Genomic DNA, 12,823 nt, shown 5'->3' with positions numbered 1-12,823 from the left:
GTGGGTACAGAAGCGTCTCAGCATCTTGTATACTCACTGCTGTCCATGCACGGAGTGCTGACAGCGAAGCGCGTGCTATCTTGAAGCAGATGCCAGACTCGAAGATACGGACTCCTGGCATGCCCGAGACAAACAGGTGCGACACTGCCGGTGACCGGCAGCGGTAGTTACACCCCCGACGTTGGCGCAACCACGAAGAACTTTGCCTCTCCGAGTGTACCTGTTCATATGAGCTGTCCCCGCTGTGGTGGCCACCTCACCATGTATGAACTGGGAGAGGCTGTTTCCCAGGTCTGTGAAGACTGTTCGTACGTCGGTGTTCTGATCGACCACCGGCCGGAGGACACCGATATTGAGTCGTGGGACGACGCACTGACGCGGTTCGAGGCGAAGTTTTTAGACTCCGTGCCCGACGGTGTGGCCCGCGTCACTGACGACACGACACCACCAGACGGCCCTCTGGACGACGACGCGACGACAGAGGACGATGGCTTTCAGCTTCGTGGTAGTCCCGAGTCGACGACCATGGCGAAGTCCGGGCCGGAACCAGGGGCCGACTTTCCGACTGGCGAGACTCACTCGGATGTACTCAACGCTGGCGACGAGACAATCGTGCCGGTCACCGACTCCGATGCTGATCACGCGGATAACGATCCCGCGGCCCAACCTGACGAAGCTGGTGCCGCCGTCGACGCTACAGAAGACAGCACAGAAGACGACAGTTCGGAGGGCGATGCTGTGACCAACGAGAGGACTGCTGACACAGACGGGACAGCTGCCGCCAAAGAGGCTGTTGGCGACAACAGTGCCGAAGCTGAGGCAAGTTCCGATGACAGTGCGACCACAGCAGCCGACGAGAGGAGCGGTACCAGCGTGACAGAGAACTAGGATGGCAGCGACACAGACGGCAAGGCTTCCACCACCGGAACAGGTGAGGACCCGGGGACGAAATCGGACGACAAAGAGTGAGTGCCAGCGGAGTGGTGTGGCGGCCAAGCGAGTACTGACTGTTTTGTATTGTCGAAGTGTAGAACGGAGTATGCCATCCATCGAAATTACGAGCGAACAACACGAGCGGTTCGCCGCCATTAGGAAGGAACTAGCTGCGGCACACGCCGGCGAGTATACCTCAGTCCAGTCTACCGACGTGATGGCGTACCTCCTCGACATAGCTGAGGCGGCCGACGATCCGACAGCCGTGTCCGATGGCAAGTCCGAGACAACAGCACAGGATGACGGCGAAGACACCACAGACGTGGTCGATGAAGGCAGAGACATCTCAGCAACTGATGAAGAGGCGGCCGATGATGACGGTGCCTCCAGCGGTGGTCCCGGGATGCTGAACTTGCTCGACGATCACGAGGAGAAGTGGCGCGAGGGCGACGGTGATGCCCGCTACGAAGTCGACCTACCTGACGGCGGCACCAAGACAGCCCGGACGCGTGACGATGTGAAGGCCATTCTGTTCAAGCACTACTGATGACGCTACTGGACCGTATTCGAGAGTGGCTGTTCGGCGCTGACGAGTCCGAATCGCCAGATATCGAGACCGGTGTCGAATCGACACCCGAGGAGTCTGATAAACCGCAACTTGACCCAGACAACGTAACTGAGGTCCGGAGTACACGTGATGACGACCCTGTCTCACAATTGCAGAATATACAGGAGGAGGGAGAGAACGGAGAGCAGTCAGACAATTAACTGACTCGGGCCAAACTATCATATTCGCTGGGGAAGTAACGCCGTACAATGACTGAAGACGAGCCCGCTGACGACGCGCCCCCAGGCGACAGGCTACTTAGACTCTACGAACGCTACATTGGCGAACCCGAAACAGAATCCGAGGTGTACTTTGGGTTCGGCCTCTTTTTTGCAGGTATCACCTGTGCTGTTATCGGCCTCGTGCTGTTCGTGGCCGGCGCCAGTCTCTACGGGCTCCGGACGGGCGGCTACTTCGCGCTCGCACAGCCGGGCTATTTTCTCGGTATGCTCTCGGTGCCGCTCGCGCTCTTGTCGGTCGTCATCCTGCTTCCCACCGAGCGCCGGGCATCGGTCGGTGGTCTTGTCGGCACCGCAATCACCATCGTAGCAAGTGTTGCCTTTGTCCTCTCCTACCCCGATCAGTGGTTCGAGTTCGGGACACAGAACACGCTGCTGGTCGTTGGCACCTATGCTGTCGGGTTGGCCCTGTTGGCCGCCGTCACGGGGAGCGCCCTTGTCGCCCACCGACTGGAACAGGCACAGGCCACTGTGGCCGTGCCAGAGGACTCCGGGGCCGACGAGGCGACCGAGACCGTGACCGACGAGGAGATCCAAGCAGACATCGATGAGGCAATGTCGAATGTTGATCTCTCTTGGGGCGGCGTCGAAAAAGACGACAACCGCGACCTCTCGTTCAGGGAAGACTACGCCGACGAGGCAAGTGGCAGCCTGAACGTCGAGGCGAAAAAGACTGTTAACCCCGGCGGCGTCGACTCGCAGGTTGAGGGCCTCAAACAACTCAAGGGTGGCGACCGTGACGTGGAAACCTCAGAGTCGACAGTCGACGACCAGACCGCAGCGCTGAACGAACTCAAACAGCAGAAGCGCAACGATGAGGTAGACGCTCTGGATGACGAACCCGATGGAGTGATTGCGCGTTTGCGTTCCTGGCTGTCGGACTGATCGTCGGCGAGATAATGAACCAAATCCGCGTACCGCCGCAGAGTCTGATTATGATGAATTTCTGGTTGAGAGACCAGCAAACAGATTTATCAGACAAGCACACGCGGGTACGCACATGGCAACAGGCCTTGACGTGGGCACGATGAATATCCTGTCGGCGGACCAAGAGGGAACCGACACGGTATTTGTCCAGCAGCGAAACTCCTTCGTGGAGATTGAGTACTCCGACATGGCCGAGCAGATGCTCTCCCGGAGTGATGTTCTCCACATCCGCAAGGGAGACAAAGTGTACGTCGTCGGCGACGACGCCCTGAACTTCGCGAACATCTTCAACAAGGAGACCCGCCGCCCGATGCAACACGGAATCCTCTCGAGCGACGAGCAGTCGGCTATCCCGATGATGAAGCTCATCATCGAACAGGTGGTCGGTGAACCCGACTATCCCGGCGAGCGACTGTACTTCTCCTCACCCGCGGATCCCATCGACAGCGACCTGTCGACGCTGTACCACCAGAAAACGCTGGAATCGTTCCTGGATGACATGGGATACGATGCCGAGCCTATCAACGAGGGAATGGCTGTTATCTACTCAGAGCTAGCGGACCGCTCGTTTACCGGCTTGGGCATCTCCTTCGGGGCTGGGATGACCAACGTGTGTCTCTCCTACTACGCGGTGCCTGTAATGAAGTTCTCCGTCGCTCGCGGGGGCGACTGGGTTGACGAACAGGCAGCCCAGGCGACCGGTACACCGGTCGATAAGGTCACTTCCATCAAAGAAGAGGACTTTGCACTCGACTTCGAGACTGATGTTGGTGGTGTCGAGGGAGCACTGTCCATCTACTACGAGAATCTGCTCGAGTATGTGATCGACAACATCGTCGCCGAGGTCGACGAGGAAGACATCGAAGAGGGACTCGATGTGCCCGTCGTCGTCACTGGCGGGACAGCTAGCCCTGATGGGTTCAAAGAACTGTTCCAAGACCACCTTGAGGAGTCCGACATCCCATTCAGCATCAGCGATGTCATGCACGTAAACGAGCCGCTCTACAGCGTTGCCCGCGGTGGACTCGTTGCTGCCCGCTCGGATGAAGAAGAGGACGAAGCCGACCGCCAGGAAGCTGAGACCAGCGAGGAGTAATTGCGGCCGGTCGGTTTTCGCCTCAGTGAGACTGTGACAACATCCGGCTCTGTAACCGCTCCAGTCACGCCCGTAGTTTCCAAATTTTTGACGTGTAAGACAAGCTCATATATAAGAGCGGCGGGGTCGGTGTCACACGCCCCGTAGTTCCCGCCCCCTGCGTTATCTCACTATACATTCAACACAGCGGACTGTCTAATTTAGCCTACTATGCACGATCTGACTGGCTTCCAGCGCGATCTTCTGTACGTGATTGCCGGCTTGGACGAACCCCAAAGCCTCACGCTCAAAGGCGAGACCGAAATCCATCACGGCCACCTCTACTCAAATCTCGATACGCTCGTCGACAAAGGATTGATCGAGAAGGAGTCGAAAGATCGCCGCATCAGCTTCTATTCCGCCACCAAGCGCGGCCACCGCGGGTGGGAACAGCAGTACCTCGACTGGTAGGCGTCCAGCCAGTTGCCGACTGGCCTTGATCCGACCGCCATGGTGGATGCGAGCGCTCACACGCGACTGCCTGTTACTCACCGGGCTTGCGGACAATCAAGAAGTCGCTGAGATCATCAATGCAGCGGGCCGGAACGCGGAGCCGGCCGTTGTCAGTTGTCTCGAACCCAGTGATCGGCTGGTCGGACGGCTCAACGAGTACCGCTTCGAGTGCGCCCGTCTTGACATCCATCGTGAGATTATACACGTGCCCGAGTTCTGCACCATCCGCACTGAGGACCGGTTTGTTGGAGAGTTGTGTGGCGAGGACCATTGCCATTGCCACCAGTAGAGAGCGCTCTGACAAAAATCGTTGGGGATGGGTCTGCAGTAGCGGGTGTTATGTGCCGGTTCGCAAACGCCCGTTAGGACTGCTCAGTGAACGGTCAGTACAGACGAGCAACTGAACTTATAAAAAGCAAAAGCAGTAGCTTCAGACGTGTTTATCAGCTAACCAGAGAGGTTCGCCGGGTTCGAAAGATTGGATCCCACCAGCCACAAACGATGTGTGGGCGGAAAGCATGGTGTATCAGTCCTTTCCATCCGCCCGCCCCTTCCCGTTTCTGGCCTTCGCTACTGCCGCCCAGTCAGTTTGACTGAACCGTCATCAGATAGTCAAGCAGAGAGGTTCTCCGGGTTCGAAAGGTTGGGTAGTCAGAGAATGGAATAGAGGGTGGGCAGGCTCCGACGCATGACTCGTCGCCACCCCTTCCTGCCCATCTCTACTTTCAAACCCGGGGCTTCTGGCCCCGAAGCCTCCCGACACCGAGCGTGTCCAGTTGGATCTACGCTCTTCTGTAGGTTAGCGGAACTGGGTCAAACGACTCAGCGTACTATCGCCAGTCTCCAGGATTCCGTCTGTTCTGCTCTATTGAAAATGCGGTACGGGAGCGGGATCATAGCGTTTTGGCGAGCTTCTTGAGGTTATTGAGGGCGAACAGGAGAACGATCTCACGGAACTGGCGGTACCAGAACCGCGAACGCAGGGCGGAGTCCTGCGTTCGCTTGACCGTCGAGTAGGATGTTTCTGCCATCCATCGCTGCGTGTAGCCCTTCGCTCGGATGAGTACGTTATTCGCGGTTGCCTTCGCTGTTGAACCGCGGTAGTGAACGAGGTACTCGATATCATGTGCAGCAATCTCGTATTCGGTATGCCGGTCTTGGGAGCCGTTATCGGCGGCCAAGGCCCGCAGGTCGTCCGCATTCCGGCGGACGACCCGCGGGCCAGCCTTCGTATCATGTTCACGCTCGATACAGCAGTGTACATCCAGCACCGCCAACGATTCTGTATCGGTCAGCGTCGTCGCTTTGATCGTCTTGACGCTTCGCCCACACCGCTGGAGATAGTGTTGTGAGGCTTGTTTCCGTTCGAAGAACGTACTGTCCAGTGCGACGTGACCAGACTGCGGGTGTTGCTGCGCGGAAATGCGCAGCAACGCCCGCCAGACGTACATCGCGTAGCGGTCGAACGAGTGGTAGAACGTGGTTGGATCAGGCGGCGCGTCCGGGTTAATGCCGAGGCGGTCGCAGACCGCCGGCATGAGACTCAACCGATCAACGAGTTCGGTGTAGCTGTGGCCCTCCTCCTTGCGAATACAGTGAGCGACGATGTGGGCCTCGCGGGCAAGCCCGCCCGAGTCGGGCTTGCCCGCTCGCTTCCCCAACGCTTGTTTGGCTACACGTAGTGCTGTCTCAACGAGGTCGAGCAAAGCGACTCCCATAATCGCCGTCTCGACCTCATTTCCTCAAACCGTTACGGACTAATCCTATCGCCGTCTTCCATTTTCAATAGAGCAGCGTTGATTGGACTGTTGTTGATCCAGTGGCTGCGGCAACGCCACCCGATGCGGGGTGGCGTGCCGCAGGCGATTCGAGACGTCCAGAAGCACTGGAACGACACGCTCGGATCGGTGGGGTAACCCGTCTCGCGGCGGGTGGTTCGCCGCCGCTGTGAGCGGCGGCTCTGGTCAGCGTAGCAGATACCATTCGAAATTCTGGCAGAAACCTGTCCGAACCGGACTCTCGAGCCGAATCCGCTGACTTCTCGTCACCGCGTATCTTTTAGACAGCGGACTCAGCTTGATCTCGTTGCTCACGCCCGCGCGGTGTCTTTATCAACTCGAAACGCGGCAGATGCGCGCAAGCAACCATAGATACTTATAACTTTGTCTGGGGTTCTACCCCTGAACAGGCCCTTCCCGTATTATGTCGAGAGAGCAGTAAGAGTGATCTGCAATGGTCCCTAATGATTTGCGAACTGCCCTCCTAGCAGTCACATTCGGCTCACTGCTGGTCTGTTCCAGTGTTGTCGCTGGAGCGGCCGCTATGAGCCTGCAGTCGACTCCTGAACAGTCCGCCCAGACAAGTGGAGCTCCCGATGCTAGCCAGCCGCCAGCTCCAGACGCTGAGGTAGTTGTCGAGACATTCCGTGATCGGATGGCCTCGCTTGATACCGTCGTCCTGACGATGGAGAGTGAGGTACAAATGAACGGGAACCAGACGACGACCGCCGAGCAGCACCTCTGGGTCGATTATCAAAACGATCGTATCCGAACAGAACGAGAGACCAACCAGAGCGAGACGATCACTGTCCGCAACCAGAGCAAGACGGTGATCTACAATGCCGCTGAAAACACTGTTAGCACGTTCAATAACACTGGCAACGTCACCACTGGAATCCCGCTCGACCGAACGCTCAACACCAGCAAGTTGTCGTATGTGGGAACTGAGCAGATCGATGGCGAGCAGACATACCGTCTGAACGTGACGCCAGCGAACGCGAGTGCGATGCCGGACACCCAGTCTGTTGATGCGACACTCTGGATCGATACAGAGACGTACTTCCCGCAACAGATCCACATCGCTACTGACGGCGAGAACTTCAAGTACGAGACAACTAGCCGGTTCCAGAACGTCACGTTGAACACGTCGATCCCAGATGACCAGTTCACGATCGATATTCCCGACGACGCCGAGAAGCCGGGCTACGAATCGAACATGGAGACCTACGAATCGCTGTCGGCGCTCAAGAACGGAACCTCTCACACGGTTCCCGAGCCGGACATGCCCGAATCTTACAGCTTCGAGCAAGCTCGTGTCTTCGACAGTTCGGACTACCACTCGGTCACGCTCCAGTACGAAGCAGCCAACAACGAGACTGTGACCATCTCCACGCGCGACTCAACTGAGGTGAACTATGAGGACGTAGAGCGGTACGACGAGGTTGACGTTGGTGGCCACACCGCCTACTATACTGAGTTCGAGTTCGGCGGTAGTTCTACCGCAGCGCTTACTCTACCCCGTGACAATTCCACAGTCAGCATTGTCGGTGATCTATCAAAATCCGAAACGATCGAGATTGCCGAGTCAATAGCCGACGAGTAGGTGCGTGGAGTAATTCCCTCGCATTGACCGGCATAAGTCCTCTCACAATGGCTTTCTTTTTTTGAGACCAAGTGAACACTTCCATCGGTTTAAGAAATAGTTCACCGGAAAAGAGTCGACGGGATTCAAATTACTGCAGTGGAATGATTTGGTCAGTATAGCTGGACACAGACCATGTGGCTATTGTGGGTGGCATATCGTGTCGTTTTTGCTTCATCCGCTGGATTCTAGGGTGTATGCCCTCCAAAAGACAGTTGCAAAGAACCGCCGTAGCTGTTGGGTTGCTTGCACTTATCGCTCTCTCGGGTTGTGCGGGCCTATCCGATACCGACTCATCGACACCCTCCGCAACACAAACGCCGACTGCGGCATCAACAACGTCGCCTTCGACAATTGAATCTTCTCCCTCGACACCTTCTGCAACACCAACGCCAACTGCGTCACCGACAACGCCGAACACAACTCTGCTTGACCAGTTCCCGGCAGGGCTTACCGATACTGGCCTCAGTAACGTGACGCAGATGATTCGCGCTCACCAAACGACTGCAATCAAAACGCCGGGTGTTGTGACTCATAGGACACATACGAATGCCAGCACTATTTCTATCGCTGCCTCGGTCCGAGTGGCAGCCGAGAGGAATCTTACTCGGGTACAATACGTGGCACAAGGACAGCGGATAACTAGAAACGGGACCCAGAACACTACAACTGCTATTACTGCTAATGAGACCTCTGTCAGGCAGTACACCGTTACTGATGGGAATGTGACGCTTGATAATAGACGGAACCGAACTGAGCTGTTCACCCGGGGACTCCGTGGTCTCTCAACGGCAAGAGGTCCGCTTCAAGGGGCGCTCAATCGAGGGAATTTTACTGTTACCAATGTCAGTAAAGTAGATAACACCACATCGGTGGTGCTTCGCGCCGATCAGTACGCAGGTGGACAGCGATATAACGCTCAAAATATCGTGACATATAACGCAACCGTCCGAATCACTGCCAGCGGACTGATTCGCTCCGCAACCGAGCGCATTGTCACTGAGCGGAATGAAAATAAAAGACAATACAACTTCAGGTATAAATTCAAACCTCAATCGGTCAATCTTCCGCAAAGACCACAGGTGCCTGCAAGCATTCGGCTCAAGTCGGGCGATGATTCTGACAGTTAACAGTGTGGCCGTATTATAAAAGGCTGCCACAGGGTTCGGGCTCATTTTGTACAGTGAACAAAAATAATTGTTGCCTCAGAAAATGTGGTGTTATGGACTGGCGGGTCGTTGTTGCTGGGTTGACTCTGAGTGCTGGATTCGTTCTTGACTGGTTGCAATCCGGCTCATTTGATGGTGCAGTCGTCTCCGCTATTCTCATGATGAGCTGTCTTATTTCCAGTGTTCTAATTGACAAGTATGTCTACAAACTATAAGCCTAATATTTGGAAATTCACATATATCCACAAGTAAAGAAAAGTTGGCATAATCTGGCTACGTGGAAGAAACTCCACATAAGTGTGCTTGGTGTGTCAGAATTCGATCGTGGCGTCGTTGTCGTCGCCAGTCGGGAGCGCACTAGCGATGGTATCGACAAACGAGTCCAAACCGCGGGTCTGATACCAGACGGAACCGGGCCCGGTGAACTCCATGACTATCCCTTCACCGCTAAGTAGGGTCGATTTCAGGTCGCCAACGCGTCTGGCGTCGAAGTCGACCGTGCCCTCCCATGCGACGACGTTCTCGTTGTCGATTATGTAGGACTCCCCGTGATCGAGCGTGACGGCTTCGATACCACCGAAGGCCTCTAGGAAGACGCGTCCGGACCCCGTCAGTGCGAGCGGGGTGATACTTGCGCCGGCCAGCATCGACTTCAGACCACCGAACTCCGAATCGATGTCGACCGGTGGTTCAGCCGCCAGGAACGCACCGTCGACGGCGTAGAGCGTCTCGTCGTTGAGATCGTACTCTCGGATGTCTCCGGGTTTGGGTGGGGCGAGTGTGATCGTTCCTGGTTCGCCCTCGGCGGTAAATTCGTTGGCGAACAGTGACTCGCCGCCCAGCATCGATTTGGCGGAACTCAACAAGCCATCTCGAGACGACGATGTCTCAATGCTGACCGACGGCGTGTGGCTAACCATCGCGCCGGGTTCGGCAAGGACAGTTTCTCCTGTCTCTAGCGAAACGACGAGGTGGGCGTACGAAGGGCGGTGGGTAATTTCGGTTTCCATAATGTTGTCAGGACGGAATGTCCGAATAATTCTCGTTTTCCCATTCCCTTAGGAGTACCGTCACTGCGACCATTGAAGGACATCGTATCGGCAGAGTTCAATCACCCCACAGTTAGGACATTCAGCAATTTTCGCGAACACCTTGGTCCCACAACGCTGGCACTTTACGACTATCCTTTGGCCGACCTTTGGTGGGCAGTTTTATGAGAACTGTCCGGACATCCATCGTTTCTCTACTCTGGATGATTGTGACTCGGCGAAGGTGGAACATTCAGTTCACCGGAAACACGGTGTCCTATAGAGCGACCGTCTGCCGAACGCTTACATTTGCGGACGTTCCAGTATCAACTGGAAGGAACCAGTCACACGCTCCTTCCACCCTGTATGAACACCGACGAATCATCACTCGGTCGCTGTCCAGACTGCGGCGAGCGGATCCCCGAGACGTGGCTCCTCGTCGAATACGAGAAGGATGACGGCAGCGAGGGCATCTGGGCCGAGTGTCCGGTGTGTGACGATGTCGTCGCGCCGGAGCAGTAATTCCAGCGTCAGTCGGCGTGGGCGTTGTCAGCTTGGTCTGTCGCCTCGATGCACTCCTCGAACTGAAGCGCACTCCGGATATGGAAGTTCTTCGTGCCGGGATCGTCCGCGCTGAGACCTTGTTCGAGATGGTCTGTTGCCTGTTCTTTGAGGGGAGGGCGCTCGCTCATCATCGGCTGATGCGATTCCCCGGATTTGTGGCTTACCATCTCTCCGAGATCGTCTGACGGATTGCTGGGGAGTAGAATCAAGTGCTTTCGGCCAGACAAGCGGTGTAGGTTACGATTGATGCATATTCCTGACCAACTTCAGTGTCTGTTCTCTGCGTCTGTCGAGAAACGCAATGGCTCGGCTGTTATCGAAATCCCAGAGCAAGAGGTTCAAACTGGTGAGGTCCAACCCAGCAAGACATATCGTGTGGCTGTGCTAGCCGCACCGACAGCAGACGAGACCAGCGATACCGACGCTACCTCCCAGTCCACGCATACCCCACAGACACCGCCCGTTGAAAACGGGGAGCAACGGACTGTCGAAATCGAAGATCTCGGCGACCAAGGTGACGGCATCACTCGAGTTGAGCGTGGGTTCGTCGTCATTGTCCCTGAGAGCAAACAAGGCGAACGCGTTACCATCGAGATCACTGATGTTCAGCAGAATGTTGCCTTTGCGGAGGTTGTCGAACGTCTCGACTACTACGAGTAAGATCTTGGAGCTGGTGGTATCCTAACCCCCGCTTCTCGAACAGGGCATGAATACAGTTGGTGACTGAGGATTCTACCAACAATCCTGTTCATGAAACTGATCGGTTCGAGCATATGCATTGAGATGGCCAGTCTCAACTACTGTGGTTTGCTCATGGATGAATCGTATGCTGGTTTATGATCTACCGGACTTCACCACCCATCGCCGGACCTCAATAACCGCGCCCTCGTACTCAGAACAGATTACAAATGCGACCAGGACTGATCATATGGCTTGAACTGCTTGTAGAGAACGCGTGGTTCAAAATCTGCAACGGGCGATCTAGGGGTTGCAGTAGGGTCAGGATTATCTTCGTCAAGTCGAGTGGATAGCAGTGCACCAATCCCAACGTCAGTGTCTGCCTGTTTGTGTTCAGCAAATCGCCACATCAGTCTAATCGCCCTCTCTGTGGCGTTGAATTCGTTGTTCGGAACCTGATTGTGCTGGACTGCCTTTTGTCGGCCATCACCATCTCCAGTCCGGAGTACATCGCTATTCCCTTCAGCCATATATAGACGCCCGAAGGGAGCCATATTCGTGGCAAGAACAAACCTGTCGATTTCGATTGATTTTCCATCAATTAGATATTTCACGTTTCCTTCCACGTAGTCGGACCAATACTCGATTAGTTGCAGTACACCATCATTAGCGTGGTCGCTTCCTCCGTCTTCTGTTGCTGTCCCATCGGCGTTCTTCACTTCGTAGACAATGTTGTACTCATCTACAGTGAGCAGATCTGGAATCCGATCATCACTTGTTCGAAATACATCGTATCCTAAATCGTTTGACGAATTCCAGTACACGGACGCATCCGTGTGACGTTCAATCCATTGCGAAAGGACACGATAAGTTTCACTCTCGCCTTCAAGCTCCGGAGAATCTATCCAGTTACTCAAATCTGCAGAGTCATCAGTTGGCATTACCCAATAGTTACTCACCTGTTCTTTTATAGGATAGTATCTCAGACTTGAAATCAGCCATTTTACTCGATATGAGCGGCGGCAGTAGACCTGACACTGGCTACTCGGCGTCGAAGTGGGGGTCGTGATGCTCCGCCTCAGTGATCCCGAACGATCGGTGCAGATTCCCGATATCTGTTGTTCTCTGCTCGTAGGAGCGATCGTGCTTCTGGATGAGCGACAACTGAGCGGTGTGGAAATCCACGTAGGAGGGGATTCCTCGCGTTCCGGCTCCACGGTCGTAGTAGACGAGTCCAGTACTCGGATTGTGCAACTGGAGTGCGACGTTTTGGACGGGTCGTCCTGCTCTGTCGTTGGTCCCACTGGCGGCTTGGAACCGATCGATTGCTCGCCAGTTCAACTCACCGCCAGAGTACCGATCGAGGATCTCGACGACTGTAGCGTGCGTGAAATTGAGGATTTCGTGGGCACGCTCGTCTTGCCGACAGAGCACGAGACTCACCTCTTCCGGCTTCTCAGCGTCACGGGTCTCGATCTCGGGGTGGTTGATCAGAAGCCGTGAGAGGGCCTTGTTGACGCTCCGGTGAAGGGACGACGTATCTGGCCAGTACGGTCGCTTGAGCCGGACTACGTCGCCTTTCTCCACAAACGGCAGCGTGAGGTCTGTGTATGGAGTATCCATGATTCATTATAGTCGCGAATACCCAACACGTATCGACCGGTAGTCTT

15 protein-coding genes and 1 pseudogene are annotated in these 12,823 nt (G+C 55.5%); 10 read left to right on the top strand and 6 right to left on the bottom strand.

Annotation, left to right across the window (positions count from 1 at the left end; genetic code table 11):
* The first annotated feature begins 261 nt into the window (after positions 1-261).
* From MU521_RS15375 to MU521_RS15350, 6 genes are all read left to right on the top strand, one after another.
* Entirely contained in the window at positions 262-888 is a 627-nt protein-coding gene (locus MU521_RS15375; RefSeq protein WP_217630199.1) for a prolipoprotein diacylglyceryl transferase, read from the top strand.
* Between the two features lie 151 nt (positions 889-1,039).
* Positions 1,040-1,480 carry a hypothetical protein gene (locus tag MU521_RS15370; RefSeq protein ID WP_092695407.1) on the top strand — a complete coding sequence of 147 codons (441 nt, stop codon included), beginning with the start codon at positions 1,040-1,042 and terminating at the stop codon, positions 1,478-1,480.
* Positions 1,480-1,701 carry a hypothetical protein gene (locus MU521_RS15365; protein ID WP_092695409.1) on the top strand — a complete coding sequence of 74 codons (222 nt, stop codon included), beginning with the start codon at positions 1,480-1,482 and terminating at the stop codon, positions 1,699-1,701. Before MU521_RS15370 ends, MU521_RS15365 begins: the two co-directional genes overlap by 1 nt.
* Before the next feature lie 48 nt (positions 1,702-1,749).
* Positions 1,750-2,664, top strand: a complete 915-nt coding sequence (locus MU521_RS15360) for a cell division protein CdpA domain-containing protein (RefSeq protein WP_092695411.1) — start codon at positions 1,750-1,752, stop codon at positions 2,662-2,664.
* A 115-nt stretch (positions 2,665-2,779) separates the two neighbouring features.
* Complete coding sequence (locus MU521_RS15355) at positions 2,780-3,802, top strand: cell division protein FtsA (protein ID WP_092695413.1); 1,023 nt, start codon at positions 2,780-2,782, stop codon at positions 3,800-3,802.
* 210 nt (positions 3,803-4,012) lie between these two features.
* The gene (locus MU521_RS15350; protein ID WP_092695415.1) at positions 4,013-4,252 is read left to right on the top strand and encodes a MarR family winged helix-turn-helix transcriptional regulator; all 240 of its coding nucleotides are present in this window, start codon (positions 4,013-4,015) and stop codon (positions 4,250-4,252) included.
* A 73-nt stretch (positions 4,253-4,325) separates the two neighbouring features.
* On the opposite strand, the gene MU521_RS15345 is transcribed toward MU521_RS15350, so the two are convergent.
* Together MU521_RS15345 and MU521_RS15340 are read right to left on the bottom strand one after the other, a co-directional pair.
* Positions 4,326-4,571: a PRC-barrel domain-containing protein gene (locus MU521_RS15345; protein ID WP_092695417.1), complete on the bottom strand. Its 246-nt coding sequence runs from the start codon at positions 4,569-4,571 to the stop codon at positions 4,326-4,328.
* Positions 4,572-5,187: 616 nt separating this feature from the next.
* On the bottom strand, positions 5,188-6,012 hold the full coding sequence (locus MU521_RS15340; RefSeq protein WP_092695419.1) for a transposase: 825 nt from the start codon (positions 6,010-6,012) through the stop codon (positions 5,188-5,190).
* Between the two features lie 75 nt (positions 6,013-6,087).
* On the opposite strand from MU521_RS15340, the pseudogene MU521_RS15335 reads away from it, so the two are divergent.
* Together MU521_RS15335 and MU521_RS15330 are read left to right on the top strand one after the other, a co-directional pair.
* Positions 6,088-6,210: pseudogene (locus MU521_RS15335) on the top strand (IS4 family transposase); the annotation flags it as partial.
* A 406-nt stretch (positions 6,211-6,616) separates the two neighbouring features.
* Positions 6,617-7,675, top strand: coding sequence for a DUF2092 domain-containing protein (locus MU521_RS15330; RefSeq protein WP_175452955.1), 1,059 nt, complete (start codon positions 6,617-6,619; stop codon positions 7,673-7,675).
* Positions 7,676-9,194: 1,519 nt separating this feature from the next.
* On the opposite strand, the gene MU521_RS15325 is transcribed toward MU521_RS15330, so the two are convergent.
* On the bottom strand, positions 9,195-9,893 hold the full coding sequence (locus MU521_RS15325) for a TIGR00266 family protein (protein ID WP_092695423.1): 699 nt from the start codon (positions 9,891-9,893) through the stop codon (positions 9,195-9,197).
* Positions 9,894-10,277: 384 nt separating this feature from the next.
* Here MU521_RS15325 and MU521_RS15320 point away from each other — a divergent pair, with 384 nt between their 5' ends.
* On the top strand, positions 10,278-10,433 hold the full coding sequence (locus MU521_RS15320) for a DUF7837 family putative zinc-binding protein (protein WP_175452956.1): 156 nt from the start codon (positions 10,278-10,280) through the stop codon (positions 10,431-10,433).
* Positions 10,434-10,441: 8 nt separating this feature from the next.
* On the opposite strand, the gene MU521_RS15315 is transcribed toward MU521_RS15320, so the two are convergent.
* The gene (locus MU521_RS15315; protein WP_175452957.1) at positions 10,442-10,603 is read right to left on the bottom strand and encodes a hypothetical protein; all 162 of its coding nucleotides are present in this window, start codon (positions 10,601-10,603) and stop codon (positions 10,442-10,444) included.
* Positions 10,604-10,721: 118 nt separating this feature from the next.
* Between MU521_RS15315 and MU521_RS15310 the strand changes: the two genes are divergently transcribed.
* Positions 10,722-11,135 (top strand): TRAM domain-containing protein, encoded by a 414-nt coding sequence (locus MU521_RS15310; RefSeq protein WP_092695429.1) that lies wholly within the window; start codon positions 10,722-10,724, stop codon positions 11,133-11,135.
* A 242-nt stretch (positions 11,136-11,377) separates the two neighbouring features.
* On the opposite strand, the gene MU521_RS15305 is transcribed toward MU521_RS15310, so the two are convergent.
* Positions 11,378-12,094, bottom strand: coding sequence for a hypothetical protein (locus tag MU521_RS15305; RefSeq protein ID WP_139171199.1), 717 nt, complete (start codon positions 12,092-12,094; stop codon positions 11,378-11,380).
* A 100-nt stretch (positions 12,095-12,194) separates the two neighbouring features.
* Entirely contained in the window at positions 12,195-12,776 is a 582-nt protein-coding gene (locus tag MU521_RS15300) for a hypothetical protein (protein WP_092695432.1), read from the bottom strand.
* Between the last annotated feature and the right edge of the window lie 47 nt (positions 12,777-12,823).

This window comes from Halorientalis regularis (genome assembly GCF_023698535.1).
In the GTDB taxonomy this organism is placed as follows: domain Archaea; phylum Halobacteriota; class Halobacteria; order Halobacteriales; family Haloarculaceae; genus Halorientalis; species Halorientalis regularis.
Note: the sequence above shows the minus strand (reverse complement) of the source record. Positions and strands in the feature narration are given on the sequence as shown.